Below are 24,458 nucleotides of genomic sequence, written 5' to 3'. Positions count from 1 at the left end.
AGTCACGATAACCGTTGTTCGCAACACTTATTCGGGGTTAACACCCTTGCGTCACATGCCCTCGAACAATTGAATCGTTAGAGGCTTGATTCACGTAGTAGAAATAGCATGCTTCTTCTGCCAGTGTGTAACCTTGCGGCCAAATGTACACAACGCGATCAACACCCGATTTATCTAAGAACTGATAATCAGGAATCGCGACAAAATGAGCACTGTTTGGGTGCTGCTGACCGATGATGCAAAAATCACTGCCTTTGCACGGCACGTCAATTTTCGAATAACCTCTGGCTGGTAGATCGATTTCTAACAAAGCTCGAATACTATCGGCACTCGCTTCTGGCATACCTTTGCGTGTTTTGACTTGTTGGTCAATGTAGTGAACGTGCTCTTGGCCGTAAGCGTTATCAATCACAGCTTGAGCATGAAAGAATTTGAGAGCCGTACCCAAAGAAGACTGAGAACTGTGCAGCATCGCAGCGTATGCTTGGCGATGAATATCGAGTAGTACTGGTAAAGCAGCTAATGCGATGAAAGCCAAAGTGGTAAGCACTATGGTGATTTCCATCAGCGTAAATCCCTTTGATTTCACGTTTCTTATCTCAACTAGCCCAAGACAATAGCCCCACATCCATGTGAGACCGAGCCAATATATCGCCAATTTCTTACGATTAAAGGCTTAAGGGGTAAGAAGAGACAAACACCACTCAAACTTGAGAACAGCAGCCAAAGAGCTGTGTAACAAAACGACGCTATGTATCAGATATTAGACAGTTTTTACTCTCTAGTTACTGAGTAAAGGCACATTATTTCGCACCAGACCACGACGAACATTCGTGCACATTTTGCCAAAACGACGAATCTCATCGAACTGCGGAACAATGCCGCGCTCCATGGCTGACTCCCAATAAGTGACTTCTGAATCGACCATTTCCAACAATTTTTTCGGACAGCCAATGCACTGCCCTTCTGGTCCACATACAAACGTTCCTGGTTCATAAATTGGTAGTTCCGCTTTTACTTGCTCGATGATGCTACGCATGGCGGTCATTCGATCTGGCTTTACCTTCATCATTCTGCTCCACGGATTAAGATGAAGCAGATTGTACCCACTGGTACGCAAATGTCCCTACCCAATTTAGGTATATTCTGTTTGAATCGATTTCTTTATCGTCAGATCCGGCTTTTTAACCACCAAATACACCGCCGTAGCTGCCAGTACGAAACCAGAAATCCCCATCCAATCAAATGACTCTCCAAACGCGAGCCAAGCCTGAATCGCCGTCGTTGGCGGCACCAGGTAGAATACAGAAGCTACGCTCGATGCAGCACCGTTCTTAACCATGTACAACAGCAGTAGAATAGCTACACAAGAGAGCACGACGACCAACCACAACACAGTCAAAATAAACTCCAGTTCCCACTGCACTTGCATGGTTTCAAACTGCATCGCAACGGGCAGAAACATGACGAGAGCGGCCAAATATTGCACCGTCGCACCGCCCACCATATCCACTTGTTGGCAATGTTTTTTCTGATAAAGCGTCCCTAGCGTGATACCAACCAAAGCCAACAAACACAAACCAATGGCCAACACTTTATGCTGCTCGGATTGCCACTCCATTTTGCCCATCAACACCATAGCAATACCGACAAAACCAAGAGCCAAACCCAACCATTGCGAGGGTTTAAATTCCTCACGAACAAACGCCACCAGCAAAGCCGCGGTTAAAATCGGTTGAATACCCACCAGCAACGAACTCAACCCAGCAGGCATACCCAAGGCGATAGCGAAATAAGTACCGCCCAGATAGAAACCGTGGATCAACGCCCCAACCACGCAGCTGTGCCAAAAATCTGTTCCTGTCGGCAACCTTCTACGCAATACCGCCACAAGAACCAAAAACAGTAAGAAATTGAATGCCATACGGATAGAAAGTAGTGTCGCTGGCTCGGCATATTGCAAACCAAAACGCGCACCAACAAATCCAGAAGCCCAAAGGATGACAAATACAAAAGGGATGGCTCGGATTAACATGTTCGCCTCACTCACGCTTGTTTTATGTTTTGAGATACTGCTAATGTAATTAGGTACAGTGTTTTCAAAAAGTGACAGATGGAAGTGTTTTTATGGGTACAGATTTATTGAGAAGCAGTGAAGGGAATAAGTACCTCGTGGTGGAAAAACACCTCAAACAAGCCATTAATGATGGCGTTTATCAGGCGGATGATCGACTGCCCTCCATTCGCTCGTTGAGCCAAGAATTAAGCGTCAGCAAAAACACCGTGATTCGTGCGTATCAAGAGTTGGAAGCGCAAAACTTGGTGTACTCGGTTCCCAAATCGGGTTATCGAGTGAAAATCGCCTTGCCGACCTCTCGCTCAATTCCGGATCCGACTCGTGTGGATTTGCTCTCGATCTGCAAAGAAATCCTTACTTATCCTGAATACCAAGAGCGTTTGCCTACCGGTTCTGCCCACCCAAACATTGACTCCCCCGCAATCAAAAGCTTGTACGCCGAGATCGGCCGCCACAGCCGCCAGCAAACGCATGTACCGAGCCATTACCAATTACCACCCGGTGATCACCTCTTAATCAAACAACTGGCGAAAATCACACAAGATTTGGGCACGCCAGCCAAGTTGGATGAGATCATGGTGACGCACGGCGCGCAACAAGCCATTAGCCTAGCGCTGCGCGCAACGACACAAAAAGGCGATATCGTCGCGGTGGAGTCCCCTTGCTATTTTGGCAACTTATTGATGCTAGAATCACTCGGCCTCAAAGTGGTGGAAATTCCGAGTTGCCCACGCGACGGTATGTGCCCCGAAGCCTTAGCAAAAGCAATGGCGACATGGGACATAAAAGCGATCATCGTAACGCCAAACTTCACCAATCCAACTGGTGCCATGATGCCGCTAGAAAAGCGTCAACAATTACTATTGGCGTCCGGCAATATTCCTATTATCGAAGACGATGTGTTTGGCGGGTTAAGTTATGATAAGCCGTTGCCAAGCTTGAGATTGCTCGATGACAAGCAACGCGTAATTTACGTGAATTCGTTATCCAAAACGCTCGATTCGCGTTTGAGAATTGGTTGGATGTTGGCGGGGCGATATCGAGATCAAATTGAGCAATATCTACTGTGTGAGAACATGGGCAGTTTGAACCTGATGCAATCTGCCGTGGCAACGTTTCTAACGTCAGGCAAGTATCGAACGCATACTGCGCGAATGGGTCGGGTTTATCAAAACAACATGCGTCGATTTATCCAGATGCTTCATCAATACTTGGATGAATACGAATCTCTAAAAAATCGATATCAGATCAACGCCGTACAAGGCTCGTTCTTGCTTTGGTTGCGCCTGCCCGAAGACACGGACAGCTATGCGTTGTATCAAGCGTGCAATAAGCACAGAATCAGCCTACTTCCCGGCACCGTATTTGGCACTCAAGGGCAATATCGGCATTGCGTACGCCTCAGCGTGGCAAACTTTGGTCATGAAACCGATTGGAGTCAAGCGATGCAAACACTGGCAAAATTGATAGCAAAGCATGCCTGTTAACTCGCTCTTGCTAAATGAACTTATGCCTACACACGCAAACAGGTAACAACAAAAAACTCCACGCAAAGGTGGAGTTTTTCATATCGTCATCGCCTTCAGTGCGACTTAATTTGCCACATTCTCGCGACGTTTTCGGCTAAGTTAGCAACGTTGACGTCGGCCTCTTTCATGGCCTCAGGTAAGCTCATCGCCCTTGGTACACAAGCAAACACCGCATCAATGCCGCACTCATAAACCGCCTGATAGTTGTCGCCCACACAGCCTGCTAATGCAATGACTGGTAAATTACACTGCTTGGCGACCTGAGCAACGCCCATCGGCGTTTTGCCATGTGCGGTTTGATGATCGATTCGACCCTCGCCTGTAAATACGATATCCGCATCCGCAACATGCTGAGCAAGTTTGACCGTTTCAAGCACAATCTCAATTCCCGGTTGCAAACGTGCTGGCGTGTACCCGAGCAAGGCCGCGCCCATACCACCAGCAGCACCCGCCCCTTCACGAGTCAGTACATGCTTACCCGTCGCTTGTTCCGTCAACTCGCCAAACTTGCGCAATGCGTTATCGAGCAGAGTAACGTCTGATACGGTCGCTCCCTTTTGCGGGCCAAAGATAGCCGACGCGCCTTTGTCACCACAGAGTGGGTTATCAACATCGCACGCTACCAGCACTTCGCAAGTTGCTAAACGAGGGTCAAGACCAGAAATATCGATGGACGCAAGCGCCGCTAACCCGCCTCCATTTGGGGTAATTGCATGACCAGATTCATCAAGAAACGCCACCCCCAACGCGGTCAACATGCCCACGCCACCATCATTGGTAGCGCTGCCGCCCAAACCAATGATTAAGCGTTGAATACCTCTATCTAGCGCGTGTTTGATCAGCTGTCCAGTACCAATGCTACTGGTCAGTTTTGGGTCGCGAGCATCACTCGGCACAAGGTGCAGACCACTGGCCTCCGCCATTTCAATAACCGCGGTTTCGCCGTCGCCGAGGATGCCATAAAACGCTTCAACATCATTCCCTAATGGCGCGGTCACCGTTGTGAAGACTTGTTCGCCTTGAGTTGCATCTATCAAAGATTGAACCGTGCCTTCGCCACCGTCTGCGACCGGAACCGTAACAAACTCGGCATCATGCCATACGCGAGCAAGACCCGTTTTGATCGCCTCGCTCACTTGTTTGGCGGTTAAGCTTTCTTTAAATGAATCAGGTGCAATTACCACTTTCATACGTATTTCCAGAGACTTATAAGAGAACGAGGCTCAAAATGTACACCAATGCCATTGCCGTGACACCTTGAACGAGCGTAGCCATGGTTTGCGCGCGGTACGCTAAGCCCACCGACATGCGGCTAAACTGCGAAACTACCCAGAAGAAACTGTCGTTTGCATGAGAAACCGTCATCGCACCAGCACCGATCGCCATCACCGTTAATACGCGGCCCATTTCTGAATCGAGCCCCAATTGCGTAAGCATAGGCGCAACCAAAGCCGATGTGGTCACCAATGCAACCGTTGATGAACCTTGCGCCGACTTTAGCGCAGCCGCAACGATAAATGGCATGAAAATACCCACGCCCAGCGCCGATAGCGTCGTACCTAAGTATTCACCTAGCGGCGTTGCTTTTAATACCGCGCCAAAAGCACCACCCGCACCGGTAATCAAAAGAATAGGCGCAGCAGCCGTAATACCTTGGCTGATTCGCTCGCCAAATTCTTCAATCTTGTTGTCTGACTTGAGTAGACGAACAGAAAGGAACAGGCCAATCACCAATGCCGTTAGTGGCTGTCCTAAGAAAGTCAGAACATCAAACACAAAACCTTCGCCCAGCGGTAGGCTTGGGAATTTCGCGATAGAGCCAAAACAGATCAATAAGATAGGAACAAAAATAGGAGCGAATGCTTGGCTCGCCGTTGGCAATTTGCCGTAAGACGCTTTGAGTGCTTGCCAGTCTTGCTGAATTTCTTCTGCGGCTTCAATGCCATCTGGTTCAACATGTTGGAATCGGTTCGCCCACAACATCCCCGCTAACGCCGCAACCGCTGCAACAAACACACCCACACCAATCACTAAACCAAGGTTAGATTCCAGGCCTAAGTTACCCGCAGCGGCAATCGGTCCAGGAGTTGGCGGCACAAACGTGTGCGTTGCGTATAGGCCAGTTGCCAACGCCACACTCATCGCAACGCTTGAAGTTTTTAAACGCTTCGCGAGTGATTCTTTGAGCGAGTTCAGAATGACAAAGCCTGAATCACAAAATACCGGAACAGAAACGATGTAACCGATGATACTCATGGTCAATGTTGGGAAACGCTCACCCAACACTTTGATGACCGTATCGGCCATAGTGATCGCTGCACCACTTTTTTCCAAAATAACACCGATGATGGTACCTAAAACGATAACCAAACCAATGTAACCAAGGATGCCGCCAAAGCCAGAAGCAATGGTTTTGGCAATGCTATCTGCCGGTAAGCCGTAAGCAAATGCCGCAAGGAACGCCGCGATGATCAGCGCTAAAAAGGGATGTAATTTGAATTTGGTGGTCGTGAGCACAATAAATGCGATCACCCCGAGCAGGATTAATATAAGGTTCATGATAACTCCATTTATTCTTATTTTGCTGAACGAGTCCGTGTTGGCTCACTCAACATGTAGGGACGCATGAATTATTAATCGTTTGCTTTCGAATTCCTTTAGGCGGAGTGACAAATGATGTGGTCAAAAAATGACGCGTATTGTGCAAATGCACAATATCACGCCATTTTTGAGAGCCGAGTCGCAATATAAAGCTCCGCTAACCCCACAAAATTGGTAGTTGGTAGCCCTGTTATCTCGGTGATTTTCTCTAACCGATAGCGCAGAGTGTTCCGGTGAATAAACAGCATTTTAGAGCATTCTGTTACATTGCCATTGCATTCAAACAACGCATCTAGGGTTTTCAGTAATTGCCCAGATTTGTCTTTCTCTTTCAACCGTTTCACGCCATCAATAATTTGTTCACCTTGCCAAATATCCGCCAACGGCGCTAACAAAACAGGCAAACGAAGTTCATCGAACAGGTACTTACGTTTCTCTGGGTAGAACTGCTTGCCAATGGCTAATACCTGCTTCGCGCTTTGGTATGACAACGCGACATCTTTAGGCTCATTAAACAGCTGTCCTAGCGCAATGTGAAACGTATGCGAATCGTGATCGCTTAAACGCGACATCAACTTATCAATGCGTTCACTTTCGATTTGGCTATCCCACTGCTTGGCGGAATGACACGGTTTCAACACCACAATTTCATTCACCGAGACAATCGCAACCAGGTTGTTACGCTCTGGGTATTCAAGCAGCTCAACAATATTGCGCACACTCTTCATGCTTTTCGAGGCGGACGGCGTCGAGACTTCAATCACCGTTGCCACCCGTGGTTGAGTAACATCGATAGAAAGACGCATCGCCCAATCTTTCAGCTCTTCATCGGTCAATTTGCCATTGATCCAAGCCAGAATAAACTCTTCACGATGACGTCTGTCCCACTGAAATTTTTCCACCAGCGCAGCTTGCTCGATTGTTAGTTCAGCGGTCATTTTAACCAGTTTTGCAAAATCTCGGATTTTCTCCGGCTCTCCTGTGACGCCAACAATACCGACCACGTCGCCATGTAATTTCAACAACATATTGATACCGGGTTTGACACCCTGCAACGTCAAACATTGCTGCTCATTAAGCTCTAGCGAATCGCCATGATTCAGCGCCAGTACCGCGCCATCATGCACTTGCCCAACACGTTTAGGGTCGCCACTGCCAATGATGATGCCTGCCGAGTTCATCACATTCACATTGTGACCAATGATGGACATGGTTCGATCAACAATTTGTTGTGCTAAAGCGTGGTCGAGAATCACCATTTCGAGTTTCCAAATTGACCGTTTAATCACTCAATAAATCACAAATGGCAAACTATCGCGATGCTGCGGTTCTAAATAACGGAAGCAGCTCAAAGCATTATCCAATTACCCATATTTAAAAAGTGGATTAACCTTCATTTTTAGCAGCGGGTTATATACTTAGAACAAAGGTTACCAATGCATTCTTCACTGTGCATTGATGCCACTCGTCTACCTACAGAGGAGAGATCAACATGGAGTTACGGAATAAATCGGGGGAAGTTGCAAATATTGCTGATAACCTCACTTTGAAGGAAATCACAGAAATGGGCTACACCGTAGATTTATGCGATGAAGCATTTGCTCCTGGAGAGCATTGGAAAGCGGAAGGTAAAACGCAAGGTATGGGCGAGTATCCAGAGGAGTAAACGTCCTGACGAACCAGCGCAAAAAAGCGCTCCACAAACAGAAAAGCCGAGCGACTTAACGCTCGGTTTTTTACTTTTGAACTTCTTGAATAAACAAGCTCATCTCTTCAAGATAGTTGCCGTTTGAGCATCCCCAGTCGGTGACCTCAATCAACTCTGTAACTAACTGTCCAGACTCATCATCTTGCACTCTCTGCACAAACGCTTCAAAACGTTCCAGTTGCGCCTGACTCTTAACGCCATGCACGGCATATTCTACAAGCAAGCCGTTATAAGTCTGCCAGCGCTGGTCGCCAGCAACATCATTGCTTAAAATCACAGAACACTTTTGTTGAATGCTTTCAACCGCATCATTTCTTGGTGGCGCGACTGTAGAACATCCAACTAAAATCGTACCTACCGCCAATAACGTAACTTTTGTTTTATTTATCATATTGTTTCCAACTGTATCGCCACGATATGGAAATCTTATTACACCTGATAAGGATCATCGATAGCGCATCGCGGATTAATTACTTAATAAACTGTAAACTCCATACCAGTCTTAATACTGCAAGCTCAGAACTCCTATTAACTCACCCAAAGGTAAACAAATAGTAAAATCACCTTTACGCGATGCAAAATCGACAAATGAGATTAGCGTTCCTTTCTCGCGACCAAGCGTGCAATAATCAACTGTCTACATAACGAAACCATTTGAAGGATCAAAATGACCGCAACGGATTACCTCAACGACCTCAATCAACGTTACCTTGCGATTCACCGCACCAAAGAAGATTTCTTTTGGGAAACTTACATGGGGATCAGCGATGACCATGATGGCTCGACGCAAGCACAAACGGCATGGACAAGCTTTTTAAGCAACGCCGAGCAAATTACTGCCATCAAACAACAGCTTGAAGCCGCGGACTCAATTACCGACCCACAAGAGAAACAACAAACCATGACGGGTCTATCTGGTTGGCTGGCGATGTTTGAATCTCACGCTATCGAGGGCGAAAAAGCACAAGCGTTGAAAAATCAGCTCATTGCCTTTGAAGCTGAGCTGTTCGAGAAAAAACAGAACCACGTACAAACGTTTACCGATGAAAACGGCGAGCAAGTGGAAGGTTCACTGCCAGTATTGAGCTCAACCATTCGCACCAACAATCATGAAGAAGTTCGCCAATCGGCTCATCAAGCGTTGCTGAACCTTGAACAATGGCTACTGCAAAACGGCTTTATAGAACTGATCAAACTACGCAACCAGTTCGCTCGCTCACTGGGTTATGCGACCTTCTTTGATTACTCCGTGCAAAAAACGGAAAAGATGAGCTCTGAGCAGCTATTCGAGATTTTGGAAGATTTCGAACAACGCACGCGAGATGCGCACCTCAACAGCTTAGAAAACTTGGCGAAAGAGAAAGGCGCAAGCGCACTCACCGGCTTCAACTTTGTTTACTCGTTCGCGGGTGACGTCATGCGTGACCTTGACCCATACGTGCCGTTCTCTAAATCTCTGAGACGCTGGGTAGAATCGTTTGGTCGTCTGAATATTGATTACTCTGGCGCGACGCTAACGCTGGATTTGTTAGACCGCAAAGGTAAGTACCCGAACGGGTTCTGCCACGGCCCTATCCCTTCATTCTACAATCAAGGCGAATGGGGCGCAGCACAGGTGAACTTCACCAGCAATGCCAAACCAGACCAAGTGGGCAGCGGCTACGATGGCATAAACACGCTGTTCCACGAAGGTGGTCACGCAGCACACTTTGCGAACGTAAAAATGAACGCGCCTTGTTTTTCGCAGGAGTTTGCGCCGACGTCGATGGCTTATGCAGAAACTCAGTCGATGTTCTGTGACAGCCTGTTAACCGATGCCGATTGGCTAAAACAGTACGCACTGGATGATGAAGGGAATTCGGTTCCTAATGAGATCATTCAAGCGATGATCAACAGTCGTCAGCCATTCAAAGCTTATGAAGAACGTAGCATCTTGGTTGTGCCATATTTTGAGCGCGCGTTGTATCAATTGAGCGATGACGAGTTAACGCCAGAGCGCATCACTAAGCTCGCTCGCGATTGTGAAAAACAGATCCTTGGTTTGGAATGCAGCCCTCGCCCACTGATGGCGATTCCACATTTGCTATCCGACGAAGCAGCTTGTGCGTATCAAGGTTATCTACTCGCGCACATGGCGGTGTATCAGACCCGTGCATACTTCCTTGAGAAGTTTGGTTACCTGACGGATAACCCAGAAATTGGCCCACTGCTGGCAAAACACTACTGGCACGCAGGCAATCACTTGTCGCACAACGAAACCATTGTCAGCCTGACTGGCGAAGGCTTCAATGCCAAATACCTTGCAGACGTGTGTAACCTGTCGCCAGAACAGGCATGGGAAGTGCAGCAGAAGAAAATCGACTCACTTGCGACGCGAGAGCGAGCATCAGTCGCTTCACTGAACGCCGCGATTAAAGTCGTCGACGGCAGTAAAGAGCTGGCAAGCAACACCATCTCTGACGAACAAATGTGTGACGATTTTGAACGTTACATCGTAGAGACTTACGGTCGATAACACGCAGAAAGCCAGGAGCTCGCCTTCTGGCTTTTTATTCTTTAGCTAATGCAATAGGAAGGAAGATCCATGTACCAAGAAGTCATCAAATTTTGGTTCGAGGAGCTATCGCCCCAAAATTGGTTTGAAAACAACCCAGAACTGGACAAGCGTATTGCATCGCGATTTGCCTCGGTATTAGAACAAGCCGCTCGTTGTGAACTGTTTAATTGGCGTAACAGCGCACAAGGACGATTGGCCGAAATCATCGTCCTCGACCAGTTTTCACGTAATGTGTATCGCAACACCCCAAAAGCGTTTGCACAAGACCCACTCGCATTAGCATTGGCTCAAGAGGCAATTCGGTTAGGTCACGACAAAGAATTAGCGCCTGAGCAGCTAAGTTTTTTGTACATGCCATTTATGCATAGCGAATCTCGCCTCATTCATGTCGAAGCTGAAAAATTGTTTCGCGCATCAGGGCTTGAAAATAACTACGATTTTGAGCTAAAACACAAAGCCATCATCGACCAGTTTGGGCGCTATCCTCATCGCAATGCGATACTGGGAAGAAAGAGCACTCCCGAAGAGTTAGCGTTTTTGCAACAACCTGGGTCAAGTTTCTAAATAACAATGAATAATGAGTTAACCATGAGAGACCACGCAGTATGCTGGCCATGCTTGCTAAAACTAGACGGCGACGATGAGCTGATCTACACGCATTCCCAGTCCGACTTAGACTCTGAATGCGAAGCCCTCATTTTTGGGCAAGATGATTACGTTATTGACTCAAATGGCAACACGTTCGAATTGAAAAACAATGGTTCGAACACCACTCTTTTACACCCAAAAGAACGAACGCTGTCCGTAGAAGAGGTTACGTCATTAATCCAATCGCATGAATTCAGCCTCGCGCAACGGTGCATTATCAAGATTCATTTCACCTCGGTGAGGCAAGCTGTTGAGGCCTTAGCTCACTAAATCAATCCCAATACGCACATCATTAAATAAAATTATCATTTTTATAATTTATGATAATTTCATGTAATCAATATCACGCCATATACTCTCCCACATCGAAACAAGACAACGTTCAAACACACATGTTGGGAGCAAACAAATGAAAATGAATCATGTCGGTATTATGGTCGGAGATATGGACAAAGCGGTTGAGTTTTACACGCAAGCGCTAGGTCTAAAAGTCGTTATGGGCAACACGAAAGTGATTGAAGAACGCGAAACGGCAATTGGCAGAATGTGTATTGCGGTCTTTGGGGAAGGCTTTAAAGGCTTCAACATTGCGCACCTTGTGACAAGTGATGGCATCGGCCTTGAGTTATTCGAAATGAAAGAGCGTCAAGAGCGCCATGAAGTGGATTTTTCTCGCATCGGTATCTTCCATTTCTGTTTGCAGACAGACGATTTTGAAGGTGCTATCAAACGCACCGAAGCACTAGGTGGCAAAGTTCGCATGGACATCATGCGTTACCACCCAGAAGACGATAATAAGCCTGCGAAAATGGTTTACCTAGAAGACCCATTCGGTAACCTATTCGAGCTTTACTCACACTCTTACGAAGAAACTTACGCTTCTGATTACGAGTAATAGCCCCATCCATATACCAAAAGGCTAGCAATACGCTAGCCTTTTTTGTTTGCTTTAAGTTGCAGTGTTTCTGCACTCGCTCTAGCAAAAAAACGTCTGGAATTTGATCATTTCTCTCACCACTTTTAAGGTCACTTTATACTTACCTCAACACAATGCAAAAAGGAGTGAAGCATGCCCACCAAAAATCCAATCGCCATCAAAGCGCTTGATCATGTTGTTTTAAGGACCTGTAACCTCGATGCTATGTTGCATTTCTATCGAGACATTTTGGGCTGCCCTGTCGAGCGCCAAGTAACGGAACTTGGTTTAACTCAACTTAGGGCAGGTAACGCATTGATTGATGTAGTGACGGTAGACAGCGAATTGGGTCAACTCGGCGGAAAGCCACCAGTTCAAAATGGTCGTAATATTGATCATTTTTGCCTGCAATTGGCGCCTTTTTCCGAGGATGAATTACTGGAATATCTGCGTTCGAACGGCATTGAAACCGAAGAGTTTGCGAAACGCTACGGCGCACAAGGATTCGGTCGCTCACTCTATATTCATGATCCGGAAGGAAATATCGTCGAGTTAAAACCTCAAGTGATTGATGAGTAAGCGAGTAAAAAAACCTTGTTATATTCTGAAAATAACAAGGTTAACTTCTAAAATAATTATTGAAGTAAGAACATATTATTAAGTCAAAATTCTAGCTGGCTCACCTGTTTCTTTTTCTCGCCACCATTGTTTATTTATCTGTTTTTTATGAACGAAAAAACTCTCCCCCGGCATTGGCGTCAGCAGCGTTATATGTTCTTTTTGACAATGGGCAAGCAAATCTAAAATCGGTTCGTCCCAGCGGTGAGTAAACAGCTCGTATGTAGCCCAATGTACTGGCAACAGTTTTTTCGCATTTAAATCGCGAAACGCTTGCACGGTATGATGAGCCTGCATGTGCCCCCAGTTTTCGACCGGATAACCTTGGCCTTTCACATCGGCAGCCACTTCCAAACAGGCAATGTCGATTGGTCCACATCGCTGTGCTATCTCGGAAAAATGCGAATCGTAAGCTGAATCGCCACTAAAATAGAGCGTCTCTTCTTTTCCTTTGATGACCCAAGAAGCCCACAGGGTCGCGTTTTTATCGAAATAAGTACGACCCGAATTATGGTTAGCAGGCGTACAAATCAGTTCGATTCCGGCATAGTGCACGCTATCCCACCAATCGAATTCCACGATGTTGTCTGCGCAAACGCCCCACTTTATCAGATGCTTGCCAACCCCTAAGGGCACATAAAACGTCACGGATTTATCAGCGTAGAAACGTATGGTCGATGCTTCTAAATGGTCGTAATGATCGTGCGAAATCACGATAATTTCAGGAATCGGCAAACAATCTCTGGCGTAGGTATTGGGAATATTGCGTTCAAACCACGCTTTTGCGACGAACGGAGAAGCGTAATCAAATACCGGATCGGTCAGAATTCGAATGCCATCGACCTCCACCAGCATGGTGGAATGGCCCAGCCAAGTAACGCGCATCGATTCACTTCGCTGTGCAAACTGCGTAGGTTGAATTGGGAAATGTGGCAAATGTTCGTTAGGACTCAATGGCGTTCTACCACCAAGATAGCTCCAACACACCTGCCAGAATGATTGCGGGCTAGGGACATTTGGCATCTCGTTTTTAACGCGGCCGTTTTCAAATTGAGGCGAGTGGTGAACACGGTGCGCCAACTGCGCATGGTAGGTTTGAGGGGAAATCAGTGAACTTGGCTTTTGTGTCTTTTGTTCACTCGTTAGGTATGTGCGCTTAAGTATCGTCTCAGACATATCGTAGTTTTGTCTCGCTTGTGAACGCTCAACAGTAGGTTTATTAAAACGTGCGTGTATGTCTATTTCGTGACCAAAATGAGGTGTAAGATGAAGATTCAGTTTCAATCAAACGTCTTCTATTTAAGGAAGCGGTTCTCAAACCTTCTGAATACTGCGTCGGTTTGAAAGGAGAAAACTATGGTGACTTGCAGCCAATACGATTTTATTGAAATCGCCTGTATGTTTAAGCTCCCTATCGAGATCACGCTAAAAAATGGTGAAGCTCATCAGGGCAACGCGTTCGACACAGGCTACGACATGCAGCGACAAGAGTGCTTGTTTTTAGATATGGATGGTGAGCACACCGCCTTCCCGACTGAGCAATTAGTCGCAATGCGCGCGCTCAAAACCAATCCGCATTTTGACGAAGTGACGTTTGAGTAAACGCCCTTCTTTCACTGGCACTGTCCAATAAAAAACGCCTCTCAAGCTGACACAACTTGAGAGGCGTTCTCTTACACTATTCACCGGAACTTCATGTTATTCACGCGACCGAATGAAAACCAGCATCGGCATCATGATCACGAACATCACTCCCACAAGCTGGAAGGTGTGCACAAACGCGACCATTTGCGATTGCTGCTGCAACATCTGTTGGTATTGGTCTAACGCAACCGGGTCGGTAATAGAAAGCCCCTGATTGGCCGCCCAGTCATGCAAGTTAGGATTATAAGGATTAATACCCTCTCCCAGCGCATGCCATTGCTGCTGACTATCACGATATTGGAACGTGGTTGCGATAGAGATACCAAACGAACTACCAATGGTACGGAACAGATTGTAAATACTCGCCGCCGCAACAGATTGCTCTTTCGGAATCGTTAAATACGCCAAGGTGGATAGCGTCGAGAAAGTTAAACCAAGCCCCATCCCCTGAATCATACTCGGCATCACAATCCAAAATGTATCGATCTGCAGTGAGTACTGCGTCATCAAATAACTACCAATCCCGATGCAGCTCAAGCCAAAGACTATTTTGATTCTGGGATCGAATTGCGGATTGAGCTTAATCACCAAAATCAACATCGCCGCTGACGCCAACCCACGCGGTGCCATTAATAAGCCAGTGGTTGAGACCGGATAATCCAGCAAGCTTTCCAACAGCATTGGTTGTTGAGTCGTCAGACCAAACATCGCCATCGACACCACGGCAATCATCAATGACGAGACCATAAGGTTTCGGTCTTTCAGTAGCCACAATGGCGCTATTGGGCTTTTGGTTTTCCAACTACGATAGATCCACATCACCAATCCCATAACTGCGAGCAATATCGCCGTCTGGATCATGCGTGAGTTGAGCCAGTCGTCTTCATTCCCTTTATCCAACACAAACTGCAACGCGCCCACACCTAACGCCATGTAACCGATGATCCACCAGTCAAAGTTAGGTTTGGATTTGTTGTCGATATGAATATAGCGATAAATCAAAGAGGTACAGAGCAAACCGAATGGCAAGTTGATGTAAAAAATCCAGCGCCAGTTAATGTTGTCGGTGATCACACCACCTACAACTGGGCCCAAAATAGGACCAAGCAAAATACCGATGGAGAAAATCGCCATCGCTTTGCCTTTTTGCTCATACGGATAAATCTGCACTAACGTCGACTGCGCCAATGGAATCACCGACGCGCCGAAAGCGCCTTGGATAATGCGAAATAGCACCATCTCTTCAAGAGACTGTGCTTGCCCACAAAGCGCACTGGCAATCACAAAACCGACCACGGCAACCAGCATGACTTTGCGTTCACCAAAGCGCGACACCCAGAAACTGGTCATCGGAATGAAGATCGCTTCCGCCATGCTGTAACCCGTCAGCACCCAAGTAATTTGGTCTGCCGTTGCGCCCAACGCGCCCATCATGTGCGATAGCGACACGTTCGCAACGGTCATATCGATTAACACCATGATGGCAGAAAGCATCACGGCGACGGTGGCAATCCCCCGTTTGTCTGCCGTAATTTGATGGCTCATTGCACGCTACTTTGCAAATCAATGGTGACTTCTGAGCTCGCACCCACGCGAAGTTGCGGCGCATCGGCCGGTACTTCTAATGCCAAACGTACAGGGAAACGCTGTTTGATTTTAACCCAGTTACCCGTTGCGTTTTCTGGTGGCATCAAAGAGAACGATGTACCACTCGCAGGCGACAGCTGTTCTACCGTTGCTTTCCACACCACGTCTGGGTACATATCAATCACCACATCCGCATGCATGCCAGGTTTGATATGCGTAAGATCGGTTTCTTTAAAATTCGCGCGTACCCAATAGCTGCCTTTTAAAATCACAGGGAACAGCGTTTGACCCACGCTAACGACCGAGCCTACGTGCGTATTGATTTCACCGGCAATGCCATCCACTGGTGACGTAATGTCGGTGTAGCTCAAGTTCAGCTCCGCTTGCGCTAACTGTGCTGCAGCTTGTTGAACGACCGCAGCCTCTGCGCCTTCTTCACCACGGTTCGCAATGGCTTTTTCTACCGTCGCGCGCGCTTGCTCTAGGCTCGCTTGGGCATTGGCGAGTTTGTTTTTCGCCGTATCTAAATCTTGGTCCGACGCCAGTTTGCGTTTCACTAGGGAATCCGTACGTTTGTACTCTACTTGCGCTTCTATCAGGTTAGAGCGCGCCGCATCTAAGCCCGCAACAGCTTCAGTTACCTGCTTATCGGCAACGTCATGTTGCTGGACCGCCAATTGGTATGCCGCTTTTGCTTGCTTCACTGCCAACAAATATGGGCGTGAATCTATCTTCAGCAGTAGGTCACCTTTGTTAACAGATTGGAAGTCTTTGACATCCACAGAAACCACTTGGCCTTTTACCTGAGGCGCTACCGACAAAATTTTTGCCCTAACGTAGGCATCTTCCGTGCTTGGGTGACTGTCTGAATACTGCCAAGACCAATACATCGCACCAAATGCGATAACACAGAGAGTAAAGAAAAGAGTTTTTACCAGCTTAGATCTGGAGGAGGAATGCTTTGCGATGTCGTCGCTCATTTATATTGTCCACTTGTTCAATTATGTGATCAGTGTAGGACTTTTCGATCTTCCGACAATAAAATGATCTGCAAGGTAAAGATCCAATTTTGCATGTTGCTAAGTGGAGTAAATGATGTGCAATCAAAACGAGGATAAAAAGAGGGGCAGTCCCCGTAACCGCCCCCAAAGTCATGCCAATAATAGTAATGTGCGTGTAACTACTGGTTTTTCTTAGAACTTGTAACCGCCGCTGATCATAAATACCCAAGGGTTAATTTTGACGTCGGTTTTTTGCTTCTCTCCACCTGCTTTGTAAGTTGCTTCTGTTTCAATGTTTGCGTACCACGCAGCAGCGTTGAGGAACCATTGATCGTTGATCATGTAGTCCACACCAATATTCGCTGCTAGACCGAATGAATCATCCAACTTAAGATCTGAAAGACCAGCGCCTTTACCCGTGCTATTGAAGCCCTCATCAAAGAACATGGTGTAGTTGAGACCTGCACCCACGTATGGACGGAACTTACTTTGTGGCTCGCCAAAGTAGTACTGCACCATAAGCGTTGGTGGAAGGTGTTTGGTGTCCGCGATATCACCAAGACCTAACAAGTCTGTTGAAATATCGTGGCTGAATGGTGTTGCTGCTAGAAGCTCTAAACTGATGTTGTCTGTAAACATGTAGCCAAACGTCAAACCAAGCTGCGTATTTGAGTCAACTTCTAACTCTTCTTGAGAACCAAGAATCTTATCACTGCTGTCATTTGGAACGACAGACGCCGCACCAACACGAAGAACGAAGTCACCTTGTTTATGAGCGAAAACACTTGGTGACACGAGTGCAGCAACCACTGCTAGACTGCAGATTGTTTTTTTCATTTTTATTTCCTTTCGTAGGGCTTCGTTATGTCGTACCCAAAGGGGTGCCTGCTAACTGATCTGAGATTTCAAGTAAACTCAGCGCCTTGAAGCACACGGGTATCTATATCTTTTTGAGCTGTGCGCAATCTAGCACATAGAAACCCTACTATTTTGATGGAAATCAATTTGTGAAAAATATAGGTTTTTTGTATGGAGAAACGCCATATTGATCAACAAATTATGCAAATAGGATACAATTCTGTAATGCAAACTGTGCGTGTGAGTTGCCATGCATACCCATAAATGCGAATCCTCTCGTTAAGGCTCGTAGCCAGCAAAAACTTTTTTCGTCCTCTACGTCTTCTATTTTCAAAAAACAACCCACTTAAAAAGCTCGTTTGACCCCTTAAAATCGCGATTTGAGGGGTTTGTAAAACACTGAAATACAAGAAGTTATTTTTCTGGAAAATCAGTCACTTGGAGTGCTAGTCTGCTCGCAACTAAGGAGAAGACATGTTAAAAACCGATCTCATTTTTGAACGAGAAAACTTTTCTCATCACGATTTTCAGAATGCTACCTTTAAAAACTGCCACTTTTATATGTGCTGTTTCGACCATGCCGATCTGCGCGATGCTAAGTTCATCGACTGTCGCTTTATCGAATCCAAAGCGCTAGAAGGGTGTAGTTTTCGCTTCGCGAACTTAAAAGACGCTAGCTTTACGAACTGCATGTTGGCGATGAGCCTGTTTAACGGCGCAAATTGTATGGGCTTGGAGCTACGTAAGTGCGATCTCAAAGGGGCAAACTTCCAAGGTGCGAACTTTGCTAATCGCGTCAGTAACACCATGTTTTTCTGTTCTGCTTTTATTACTGGCTGCAACCTCACCTACTGTAACTTCGAGCGAGTGTTACTAGAAAAATGTGACCTCTTTGAAAACCGTTGGAACGGTGCGAACCTCGCAGGGGCAACTCTCAAAGGCTCGGATTTATCTCGCTGCGAATTCTCGCCAGAACAATGGGGAACCTTTAACGTTGAGCAGTGTGATCTGACTCATGTCGAACTAGACGGGCTGGATGTTCGCCGCGTTTCTCTGTTTGGTGTTAAAATTTGTGATTGGCAACAAGAGCAATTGCTTGCGCCTTTTGGACTGATCATTCTCTAAGGAAAGGCCATGAACCTGTTTAAAGACTTACCGAATAACCTCGACGAGGAAGTGTTCGAAGACCTGCTGACCCACAAAAACCTGCGTATAGAACGCATTCTCTCAACGGGGCAAACCTCGCCCGAAAGTGGCTGGTACGATCAAGAAGAACATGAATGGGTCTTGGTTCTTAAAGGAGCAGGTGAGCTGACTTTTGAATCAGGTGTCGTGCAACGACTTGAGGCAGGCGATCACGTTACGATTCCAGCTCATACCAAACACAAAGTGAGCTGGACTGACCCAACGCAAGAAACCATCTGGTTGGCGGTGTTTTATCAATAAACACAAAACGATCTTAAACCAAAAAATAGGCGCTGAGTTTGCTCGATACTACTAAGCCGTCACTGGCACTGTTTGATTTTGATGGCACCATCACCCGAGAGGATATGTTTAGCCTTTTCCTCCACTATTCTGCTTATGGCCTGCGCAAACGAGTGGGAAAGGTCGCTATCATGCCATTTTATGCGCTGTACAAACTCGGAGTGTTACCCGCTCGTGTTATGCGTCCTCTCAGCAGTTTTATTGCATTTTCAGGGAAAGAAACGCAGAAAATTGAAGCGATTGGCGCTCAGTTTGCCCACGAAGTGATCCCGCTGTACTTACGGCCAGAAGCGATGGAAAGGTTGGCGTGGCATCAGCACAGAGGCGATACCATTGTGGTGGTGTCGGCATCACTCAATGCGTATCTCAAGCCTTGGTGTGAAGCGAACGGTTACCACTTGCTGTGCAGTGAACTGATCTCAGAACAGCCAAAACTGAGTGGCTTTTACCAGCAAGGTGATTGCAGTTTAGAAAAAAAAGTCTCGCGCGTTAGGGCCACGTTTTCGCTCGACGAATTTGCGTCTGTTTATGCCTACGGTGATACGCACGAAGACATTCCGATGCTCAAACTGGCAGACTACGCGATGCTCAACTGGAACGAGTGGAGAGCAAGCGAATAACGATATGTGCTCTGATTTTCAAGACAACCACTCGACCAAAGTGGTCGTTTTAGACTGAAAAAACAAACCCTTCTCACATGAGAAGGGTTTTATTGTTCAGAGCCAGAATAAATGGCTTAACGCCATACACCCCATTGACCCGTTGTGCCAGGTTCCTCACCAGACGTCCACCACTGGGCAGTCCATTCTTTGCCGTTGTGCGTCACCACATCACCTTGGTTGTAAACGGCTGTCTTGTCCCACAAATTGGTTGGTTCAACTGGTGGCGTGACATCCGCTTTGAGCAGTGACAACGCATAACTGAAGTCTGCACTTGGCGCTAATACTTGATTCGCATTCACGTTGTTACTGTCGAACATGTAGTGATTCATCTCTTGATGCCAAATACCCACATACCAATCGCCCGTTTGCTGCGCGTTAAATTGATCAGCAATTTCTGCCGCCCAAGTCGTCGTATTGTTTGCGCTGATTGGCAGTGAAATATCGACAATTTCATTGCCTGTCGCATTAAACGTACGGAAACGAATGGTGTCACCCGCTTCTACTGGTCCGAAACCTTGCTGAACAAAGTAGCCTAGAGATGTCAGATTATTGCCCGGTTCGGTTGGATCAACGGGGTCAGTCGGCGGCGTCGTACCTGTTCCGTTTAACGTAATGTCACTACAGTTGTAGAAACCTTCACCAGCCACATCAATGCGCTGCCAACGAGTATAAAGCACTGCATCGCCGGAACGATCAGCAGGGAAAGTCACCTGAATACGGTAGCGTTTTTCCGCATCAACATACACGTCACCTGCGGTGTCGATCAGCTCTAAATCACTCCAAGTAAGCGGTTTTGAATCATCATAAGTCGGCTTGGTGAGATAGAATTCCCAGTACGATGGGTTGTGCGGCGCCTTGCCGTAAAACACCAATTCAATCTGGTTGTTTGCATCTGGCGTAACATTGGTGCGCTGCCAGTTTGGAGAAGGAATGTTCAAACCTTTCTTAGCGGCATCGCCGGCAGAACACAGTTCGCCGTCACGGACTACGGCTTTAACATGCTCCATATCTCGGTAATTTGGTACGTTTGCTGCAATTTCACTGCGTTGCACAAACGGGTAAGCACCAGATTCTTCAAAAGCCGCTTTACACGCTTGGTTGGGGATCTCATTGGTCCAAAAACCACCGTCTAAATAACACGTATTCTGACGAGCACTTGGAAATTCTACCCAGCCGTGGGCGTTGACGTTAAATGAGCTCAATGCGGCAACAGCGCTTAAGCTCAAAAGAGGAAGTGTTACATGTGATTTCATCGTTCATCCTTAAATTTGCTGACTCGCCGCTCATGAACACAAGCGGTTTAAGCAAAACTAGCAGGATGAGATTATTTCGAAGGTGAGAATAAAGGTGGAAATTGTAAGAGTGCCATCTGCTTTCCAGCATTTGTTGTGTACTTATCTCATACTCGACTGACTCTTTCGAGTCACTTCAAATTCATGTGCCACAAAAACTGTCACTCTCGTTTGGCTATCGCTCGTCTTTTGGTGTGTCCATCACCACCATCGTTGTAATCGACTTGACGTGTTCGCACTCACCCAACACATCAGCATGGAACGCTTTATAAGCGGCGAGATCTTGCGTCTCTACGCGTATGAGATATTCGTTAGATCCCGTAATGTTGTGACATTCCACCACCTCGTTTACAAAACGCACATGCTCTTCGAAACCCAGCTGCGCCTGCTTAGAGTGCGAGGCCAAACCAATCGACACATAAGCGACAAAACCCACGCCAAGTTGCTGATTATCCAGTACTGCTCGGTAGCCTTTGATCACGCCTTTACGCTCTAAATCTTGCACTCGGCGTAAGGTTGCAGATGGAGATAAACCAACGCGTTCCGACAGCTCTACATTGGAGACTCTTCCATCTCGTTTGAGCACTTGCAATATTCTTTCGTCAAATCTATCCATGATGATGTTTTATTGCTTATTTAGTTTCTAATCATCAAATAAAAGCACAATATTGACCTCAGTTCTACTTATAGTTGTTCTCAACTTATCGAGAACTGATTCAAGGAACAATCTATGGAATATCATCAACTGGGTGCTTTGGCGTTGTTCGCTTTTGTCTCCACTTTTACGCCGGGTCCCAATAACATTATGTTGATGACCTCAGGGGCAAATGTCGGCTTTAAACGCACTATCCCACACATGTTGGGCATTACCTTCGGCTTTGGTGCCATGCTAATTTTGGTGGGTATTGGCTTGATGAGCCTGTTCCATGCCTACCCGCTAACCCACTCCATTTTGAAAGTATTGAGCTTGAGTTATTTGCTGTACTTGACGTACAAAATCGCCACCAGCGACAAAACCGAAGCAAAACACGATTTTCGCCCAATGTCTTTTTTAGGGGCTGTCGCATTCCAATGGGTGAACCCGAAGGGTTGGTCGATGGCGTTGACGGCCATTACGGTATACAGCAGTGGCGGTGCATGGCTCGAACTGACTTTTATCGCCGGTATCTTCTGTTTAGCTAACTTGCCATCGGTGACATTTTGGACGGCGGCAGGTATGCAATTGCAGCGTTGGTTGACCACCGATAAACGCGTTAAGGGGTTCAACTACAGTATGGCTGCGCTGTTGCTTTTGTCTACGATTCCAATGATATAAGTCCATTTATGGTTAAAAAACGACTCACTTTACGTGGTTAGAGAAAGGATAGAGGTAATATTTTTCTTGAGGCTTTGGCGTTAATTCACAGTGTAAATTTGTTTAAAGACGCTACCCTCTTGTTAGGGAACTTGATAATCTTTAAATGAGAAAGAGAATAATTATCGAGTAAAGTAACAATGAAAAAGAAGCCTCAACCTAAAACGCTTGTTGTCACAGACACAGAAACCATCACTCCAAACATGCAGCGCATTACCTTGCAAGGTGAGGCGCTGAGCCACTTTCCTCGTGACTGCGAAGGCAGTTACATCAAATTACTGTTTAACGATATGGGCGGCGCGGATCTGAGCATCCTGTCAGAAGACGACCGACCAATCATGCGCACCTACACTATTCGACGCTTTCATCCAGAAACCAGTTCAATCGAAGTGGATTTCGTCCGACACGTAACGCAAGATCTGCAATGCGGATTTGCAGCGCGTTGGGCAATGGCCGCGCAAAAAGGCGACACGATCAGCATTGTTGGGCCAGGTAGCATCTCCAACTTAAATACTGAGGCGGATTGGTTCTTCATGGCTGCCGATATGACAGCACTTCCAGCACTTTCTGCGAAAATTCGTACGCTGCCAGAAGAGGCCAAAGGCTACGCTGTGATCAGCGTGATGTCTCCAGCCGACATTCAACCCCTAAACACGCCAGCCGGTATGGAGTTGATTTGGCTAACCGAACAGCAAACCTTGGCTGATAGCGTTCGCGAACTCGAGTGGTTAGATGGTAACGCTTCGGTATGGTGTGCGTGTGAGTTCGATTCAATGCGTGCGCTGCGCCAATATTTCCGCAACGAAAAAGAAGTCGATCGCGAGAATATCTACATCAGCAGCTATTGGAAGCAAGGCGTATCTGAAGATGGGCACAAAGTGATTAAACGTGAAGACGCGGAATCCAACCAATAGTGATTCATGTCTTTTCGATTCCAGCTCTCATCCTAATAAAAACGCCCGGCATCACCGGGCGTTTTAGCAACTTCAGTTGTATTAAAGTTCATGAAAACTCTAATCCGCTAGTTCCTGCGCTAAAAAGTCGATCAACAACCTCACTTTGGGCGATAAATTTCGGCTTTGTGGATACAGTGCCCAAATGCCTTCACGGTCGTCTCGGTAATCGGTCAGCACCTCGACTAGCTCACCGTTATCTAGAGCTTCTTGAACGTAATAGTCCGGCAACTGCACTAAACCCAAACCACGTTTGGCGGCGCCCATTAGCGCAAAACCACTATTGCATTTAATTCTCCCCGATACGCGCAAAGACTTATCACGTTTATTTTCCTTAAAATGCCAATAATCGACCGAACCAACTAGGCACTGATGTCGAGCCAGTTCGGATAATGTGTGAGGCTCGCCAAATCGCTCCAAATACATAGGGCTAGCACACACGTAATTTTGACGCGACGAAAGACGCTTTGCGATCATGCTGGAATCTTGCAGGCGGCCAAGACGAATCGCCACGTCTACCCCTTGCTCTATCAAATCCAGTTTTTGATTGGTCAGCACTAAATCGAGGTCCACACACGGGTACTTCTCCAAAAACTGATGCAAGAGCGGCGCGAGGTTCATTTCCCCATAGGTCACAGGCGCTGTCACACGCAGCAAACCTCGCGGTTCGGTCTGCATTTGCGTTACAGCAAGCTCAGCCAGTTCTAGCCCTTCGACCAAATGTTTGCACTGCTGATAATAAAGCTGTCCAGCTTCAGACAGAGAAACTTTTCGCGTCGTGCGATGCAGTAACTTAACCGCAAGACGCTCTTCAAGTGCCGATACGCGGCGACTGATTTGTGCCACTGACGTTTTCAGTTTAGCCGCGGCAGCTGTAAAGCTGTTAGTTTCCGCTACGGCAACAAACTCGCTGACTCCTTCCCAATTCGCCATGCTGTATTCCTGTCGACCTCTTCTAGACAAATAGT

The 24,458-nt window shown here is 46.8% G+C and carries 27 protein-coding genes; 13 read left to right on the top strand and 14 right to left on the bottom strand.

The annotated features are described in order from the left end of the window. Window positions 1-37: 37 nt before the first annotated feature. The 3 genes from R7R24_RS05970 to R7R24_RS05960 all read right to left on the bottom strand — a co-directional run bounded on the left by R7R24_RS05970 (window position 38) and on the right by R7R24_RS05960 (window position 2,035). Complete coding sequence (locus R7R24_RS05970; RefSeq protein ID WP_224721315.1) at window positions 38-628, bottom strand: type II secretion system protein; 591 nt, start codon at window positions 626-628, stop codon at window positions 38-40. Between the two features lie 153 nt (window positions 629-781). Continuing rightward, complete coding sequence (locus tag R7R24_RS05965) at window positions 782-1,069, bottom strand: hypothetical protein (RefSeq protein ID WP_054578551.1); 288 nt, start codon at window positions 1,067-1,069, stop codon at window positions 782-784. A 66-nt stretch (window positions 1,070-1,135) separates the two neighbouring features. Beyond that, the gene (locus tag R7R24_RS05960; RefSeq protein WP_054578552.1) at window positions 1,136-2,035 is read right to left on the bottom strand and encodes a DMT family transporter; all 900 of its coding nucleotides are present in this window, start codon (window positions 2,033-2,035) and stop codon (window positions 1,136-1,138) included. A gap of 92 nt (window positions 2,036-2,127) precedes the next feature. Between R7R24_RS05960 and R7R24_RS05955 the strand changes: the two genes are divergently transcribed. After that, a complete protein-coding gene (locus R7R24_RS05955) occupies window positions 2,128-3,564 on the top strand; it encodes a PLP-dependent aminotransferase family protein (RefSeq protein ID WP_054578553.1) in 1,437 nt (478 codons plus the stop codon). Window positions 3,565-3,659: 95 nt separating this feature from the next. On the opposite strand, the gene R7R24_RS05950 is transcribed toward R7R24_RS05955, so the two are convergent. The 3 genes from R7R24_RS05950 to R7R24_RS05940 form a co-directional block, all read right to left on the bottom strand. Continuing rightward, window positions 3,660-4,796, bottom strand: coding sequence for a glycerate kinase (locus R7R24_RS05950; RefSeq protein ID WP_042522351.1), 1,137 nt, complete (start codon window positions 4,794-4,796; stop codon window positions 3,660-3,662). A 16-nt stretch (window positions 4,797-4,812) separates the two neighbouring features. Then, a complete protein-coding gene (locus R7R24_RS05945) occupies window positions 4,813-6,165 on the bottom strand; it encodes a GntP family permease (protein ID WP_017634362.1) in 1,353 nt (450 codons plus the stop codon). Window positions 6,166-6,323: 158 nt separating this feature from the next. Then, the gene (locus tag R7R24_RS05940; protein WP_081008279.1) at window positions 6,324-7,466 is read right to left on the bottom strand and encodes a sugar diacid recognition domain-containing protein; all 1,143 of its coding nucleotides are present in this window, start codon (window positions 7,464-7,466) and stop codon (window positions 6,324-6,326) included. A 233-nt stretch (window positions 7,467-7,699) separates the two neighbouring features. Here R7R24_RS05940 and R7R24_RS05935 point away from each other — a divergent pair, with 233 nt between their 5' ends. After that, the gene (locus R7R24_RS05935; RefSeq protein WP_005374332.1) at window positions 7,700-7,873 is read left to right on the top strand and encodes a hypothetical protein; all 174 of its coding nucleotides are present in this window, start codon (window positions 7,700-7,702) and stop codon (window positions 7,871-7,873) included. Between the two features lie 70 nt (window positions 7,874-7,943). On the opposite strand, the gene R7R24_RS05930 is transcribed toward R7R24_RS05935, so the two are convergent. Beyond that, entirely contained in the window at window positions 7,944-8,306 is a 363-nt protein-coding gene (locus R7R24_RS05930; protein WP_017634365.1) for a hypothetical protein, read from the bottom strand. Between the two features lie 276 nt (window positions 8,307-8,582). Between R7R24_RS05930 and R7R24_RS05925 the strand changes: the two genes are divergently transcribed. From R7R24_RS05925 to R7R24_RS05905, 5 genes are all read left to right on the top strand, one after another. Next, window positions 8,583-10,430 (top strand): M3 family metallopeptidase, encoded by a 1,848-nt coding sequence (locus tag R7R24_RS05925; protein ID WP_191116160.1) that lies wholly within the window; start codon window positions 8,583-8,585, stop codon window positions 10,428-10,430. 69 nt (window positions 10,431-10,499) lie between these two features. Continuing rightward, window positions 10,500-11,036, top strand: a complete 537-nt coding sequence (locus tag R7R24_RS05920; protein WP_191116161.1) for a DUF924 family protein — start codon at window positions 10,500-10,502, stop codon at window positions 11,034-11,036. A gap of 24 nt (window positions 11,037-11,060) precedes the next feature. After that, the gene (locus R7R24_RS05915; protein WP_033907198.1) at window positions 11,061-11,390 is read left to right on the top strand and encodes a DUF4144 domain-containing protein; all 330 of its coding nucleotides are present in this window, start codon (window positions 11,061-11,063) and stop codon (window positions 11,388-11,390) included. A gap of 139 nt (window positions 11,391-11,529) precedes the next feature. Continuing rightward, complete coding sequence (locus R7R24_RS05910; protein WP_025768760.1) at window positions 11,530-12,015, top strand: VOC family protein; 486 nt, start codon at window positions 11,530-11,532, stop codon at window positions 12,013-12,015. Window positions 12,016-12,189: 174 nt separating this feature from the next. Then, the gene (locus tag R7R24_RS05905; RefSeq protein WP_054578555.1) at window positions 12,190-12,615 is read left to right on the top strand and encodes a VOC family protein; all 426 of its coding nucleotides are present in this window, start codon (window positions 12,190-12,192) and stop codon (window positions 12,613-12,615) included. A 78-nt stretch (window positions 12,616-12,693) separates the two neighbouring features. On the opposite strand, the gene R7R24_RS05900 is transcribed toward R7R24_RS05905, so the two are convergent. Further along, a complete protein-coding gene (locus R7R24_RS05900) occupies window positions 12,694-13,830 on the bottom strand; it encodes an MBL fold metallo-hydrolase (RefSeq protein ID WP_054578627.1) in 1,137 nt (378 codons plus the stop codon). A gap of 180 nt (window positions 13,831-14,010) precedes the next feature. Here R7R24_RS05900 and R7R24_RS05895 point away from each other — a divergent pair, with 180 nt between their 5' ends. Beyond that, window positions 14,011-14,256 (top strand): Rho-binding antiterminator, encoded by a 246-nt coding sequence (locus R7R24_RS05895; RefSeq protein ID WP_054578556.1) that lies wholly within the window; start codon window positions 14,011-14,013, stop codon window positions 14,254-14,256. A 96-nt stretch (window positions 14,257-14,352) separates the two neighbouring features. On the opposite strand, the gene R7R24_RS05890 is transcribed toward R7R24_RS05895, so the two are convergent. From R7R24_RS05890 to ompW, 3 genes are all read right to left on the bottom strand, one after another. Beyond that, complete coding sequence (locus R7R24_RS05890) at window positions 14,353-15,843, bottom strand: MDR family MFS transporter (RefSeq protein ID WP_054578557.1); 1,491 nt, start codon at window positions 15,841-15,843, stop codon at window positions 14,353-14,355. After that, window positions 15,840-16,865 (bottom strand): HlyD family secretion protein, encoded by a 1,026-nt coding sequence (locus R7R24_RS05885; protein WP_054578558.1) that lies wholly within the window; start codon window positions 16,863-16,865, stop codon window positions 15,840-15,842. Before R7R24_RS05885 ends, R7R24_RS05890 begins: the two co-directional genes overlap by 4 nt. Window positions 16,866-17,078: 213 nt before the next feature. Further along, window positions 17,079-17,723, bottom strand: coding sequence for an outer membrane protein OmpW (gene ompW, locus R7R24_RS05880; RefSeq protein ID WP_005374357.1), 645 nt, complete (start codon window positions 17,721-17,723; stop codon window positions 17,079-17,081). A gap of 495 nt (window positions 17,724-18,218) precedes the next feature. Between ompW and R7R24_RS05875 the strand changes: the two genes are divergently transcribed. The 3 genes from R7R24_RS05875 to R7R24_RS05865 are packed head-to-tail and all read left to right on the top strand — an operon-like array spanning window position 18,219 to window position 19,849. Next, the gene (locus R7R24_RS05875) at window positions 18,219-18,869 is read left to right on the top strand and encodes a Qnr family pentapeptide repeat protein (protein WP_005374358.1); all 651 of its coding nucleotides are present in this window, start codon (window positions 18,219-18,221) and stop codon (window positions 18,867-18,869) included. A gap of 9 nt (window positions 18,870-18,878) precedes the next feature. Then, entirely contained in the window at window positions 18,879-19,190 is a 312-nt protein-coding gene (locus R7R24_RS05870; protein ID WP_005374359.1) for a cupin domain-containing protein, read from the top strand. Between the two features lie 38 nt (window positions 19,191-19,228). Then, window positions 19,229-19,849 carry an HAD-IB family hydrolase gene (locus R7R24_RS05865; protein WP_031778857.1) on the top strand — a complete coding sequence of 207 codons (621 nt, stop codon included), beginning with the start codon at window positions 19,229-19,231 and terminating at the stop codon, window positions 19,847-19,849. Window positions 19,850-19,965: 116 nt separating this feature from the next. Here the strand turns inward: R7R24_RS05865 and R7R24_RS05860 are convergent, their stop codons facing one another. Both R7R24_RS05860 and R7R24_RS05855 read right to left on the bottom strand, forming a co-directional pair. Next, on the bottom strand, window positions 19,966-21,144 hold the full coding sequence (locus R7R24_RS05860) for a lytic polysaccharide monooxygenase (RefSeq protein WP_054578559.1): 1,179 nt from the start codon (window positions 21,142-21,144) through the stop codon (window positions 19,966-19,968). A gap of 214 nt (window positions 21,145-21,358) precedes the next feature. Next, window positions 21,359-21,799 carry an Lrp/AsnC family transcriptional regulator gene (locus R7R24_RS05855; protein ID WP_191116163.1) on the bottom strand — a complete coding sequence of 147 codons (441 nt, stop codon included), beginning with the start codon at window positions 21,797-21,799 and terminating at the stop codon, window positions 21,359-21,361. Between the two features lie 114 nt (window positions 21,800-21,913). Here R7R24_RS05855 and R7R24_RS05850 point away from each other — a divergent pair, with 114 nt between their 5' ends. Together R7R24_RS05850 and R7R24_RS05845 are read left to right on the top strand one after the other, a co-directional pair. Next, window positions 21,914-22,498 (top strand): LysE family translocator, encoded by a 585-nt coding sequence (locus R7R24_RS05850; RefSeq protein ID WP_054578560.1) that lies wholly within the window; start codon window positions 21,914-21,916, stop codon window positions 22,496-22,498. Window positions 22,499-22,677: 179 nt separating this feature from the next. After that, window positions 22,678-23,451 carry a siderophore-interacting protein gene (locus R7R24_RS05845; protein WP_053303996.1) on the top strand — a complete coding sequence of 258 codons (774 nt, stop codon included), beginning with the start codon at window positions 22,678-22,680 and terminating at the stop codon, window positions 23,449-23,451. A 99-nt stretch (window positions 23,452-23,550) separates the two neighbouring features. On the opposite strand, the gene R7R24_RS05840 is transcribed toward R7R24_RS05845, so the two are convergent. Then, window positions 23,551-24,423, bottom strand: a complete 873-nt coding sequence (locus R7R24_RS05840) for a LysR family transcriptional regulator (RefSeq protein WP_054578561.1) — start codon at window positions 24,421-24,423, stop codon at window positions 23,551-23,553. Window positions 24,424-24,458: the final 35 nt, after the last annotated feature.

The organism is Vibrio sp. 704, assembly GCF_033339295.1.
This window is presented reverse-complemented; position numbering and strand designations above follow the sequence as displayed.

What these genes read in the sequence shown, in the direction of transcription:
- R7R24_RS05850 (WP_054578560.1), top strand. Translation starts at nt 21,914, where the DNA reads ATGGAATATCATCAACTGGGTGCTTTGGCGTTGTTCGCTTTTGTCTCC.
- R7R24_RS05915 (WP_033907198.1), top strand. Translation starts at nt 11,061, where the DNA reads ATGAGAGACCACGCAGTATGCTGGCCATGCTTGCTAAAACTAGACGGC.
- R7R24_RS05900 (WP_054578627.1), bottom strand. Translation starts at nt 13,830, where the DNA reads ATGTCTGAGACGATACTTAAGCGCACATACCTAACGAGTGAACAAAAG.
- ompW (WP_005374357.1), bottom strand. Translation starts at nt 17,723, where the DNA reads ATGAAAAAAACAATCTGCAGTCTAGCAGTGGTTGCTGCACTCGTGTCA.
- R7R24_RS05945 (WP_017634362.1), bottom strand. Translation starts at nt 6,165, where the DNA reads ATGAACCTTATATTAATCCTGCTCGGGGTGATCGCATTTATTGTGCTC.
- R7R24_RS05875 (WP_005374358.1), top strand. Translation starts at nt 18,219, where the DNA reads ATGTTAAAAACCGATCTCATTTTTGAACGAGAAAACTTTTCTCATCAC.
- R7R24_RS05860 (WP_054578559.1), bottom strand. Translation starts at nt 21,144, where the DNA reads ATGAAATCACATGTAACACTTCCTCTTTTGAGCTTAAGCGCTGTTGCC.
- R7R24_RS05905 (WP_054578555.1), top strand. Translation starts at nt 12,190, where the DNA reads ATGCCCACCAAAAATCCAATCGCCATCAAAGCGCTTGATCATGTTGTT.
- R7R24_RS05840 (WP_054578561.1), bottom strand. Translation starts at nt 24,423, where the DNA reads ATGGCGAATTGGGAAGGAGTCAGCGAGTTTGTTGCCGTAGCGGAAACT.
- R7R24_RS05960 (WP_054578552.1), bottom strand. Translation starts at nt 2,035, where the DNA reads ATGTTAATCCGAGCCATCCCTTTTGTATTTGTCATCCTTTGGGCTTCT.
- R7R24_RS05970 (WP_224721315.1), bottom strand. Translation starts at nt 628, where the DNA reads ATGTGGGGCTATTGTCTTGGGCTAGTTGAGATAAGAAACGTGAAATCA.
- R7R24_RS05895 (WP_054578556.1), top strand. Translation starts at nt 14,011, where the DNA reads ATGGTGACTTGCAGCCAATACGATTTTATTGAAATCGCCTGTATGTTT.
- R7R24_RS05940 (WP_081008279.1), bottom strand. Translation starts at nt 7,466, where the DNA reads ATGGTGATTCTCGACCACGCTTTAGCACAACAAATTGTTGATCGAACC.
- R7R24_RS05955 (WP_054578553.1), top strand. Translation starts at nt 2,128, where the DNA reads ATGGGTACAGATTTATTGAGAAGCAGTGAAGGGAATAAGTACCTCGTG.
- R7R24_RS05845 (WP_053303996.1), top strand. Translation starts at nt 22,678, where the DNA reads ATGAAAAAGAAGCCTCAACCTAAAACGCTTGTTGTCACAGACACAGAA.
- R7R24_RS05890 (WP_054578557.1), bottom strand. Translation starts at nt 15,843, where the DNA reads ATGAGCCATCAAATTACGGCAGACAAACGGGGGATTGCCACCGTCGCC.
- R7R24_RS05885 (WP_054578558.1), bottom strand. Translation starts at nt 16,865, where the DNA reads ATGAGCGACGACATCGCAAAGCATTCCTCCTCCAGATCTAAGCTGGTA.
- R7R24_RS05925 (WP_191116160.1), top strand. Translation starts at nt 8,583, where the DNA reads ATGACCGCAACGGATTACCTCAACGACCTCAATCAACGTTACCTTGCG.
- R7R24_RS05935 (WP_005374332.1), top strand. Translation starts at nt 7,700, where the DNA reads ATGGAGTTACGGAATAAATCGGGGGAAGTTGCAAATATTGCTGATAAC.
- R7R24_RS05870 (WP_005374359.1), top strand. Translation starts at nt 18,879, where the DNA reads ATGAACCTGTTTAAAGACTTACCGAATAACCTCGACGAGGAAGTGTTC.
- R7R24_RS05950 (WP_042522351.1), bottom strand. Translation starts at nt 4,796, where the DNA reads ATGAAAGTGGTAATTGCACCTGATTCATTTAAAGAAAGCTTAACCGCC.
- R7R24_RS05910 (WP_025768760.1), top strand. Translation starts at nt 11,530, where the DNA reads ATGAAAATGAATCATGTCGGTATTATGGTCGGAGATATGGACAAAGCG.
- R7R24_RS05965 (WP_054578551.1), bottom strand. Translation starts at nt 1,069, where the DNA reads ATGAAGGTAAAGCCAGATCGAATGACCGCCATGCGTAGCATCATCGAG.
- R7R24_RS05855 (WP_191116163.1), bottom strand. Translation starts at nt 21,799, where the DNA reads ATGGATAGATTTGACGAAAGAATATTGCAAGTGCTCAAACGAGATGGA.
- R7R24_RS05920 (WP_191116161.1), top strand. Translation starts at nt 10,500, where the DNA reads ATGTACCAAGAAGTCATCAAATTTTGGTTCGAGGAGCTATCGCCCCAA.
- R7R24_RS05930 (WP_017634365.1), bottom strand. Translation starts at nt 8,306, where the DNA reads ATGATAAATAAAACAAAAGTTACGTTATTGGCGGTAGGTACGATTTTA.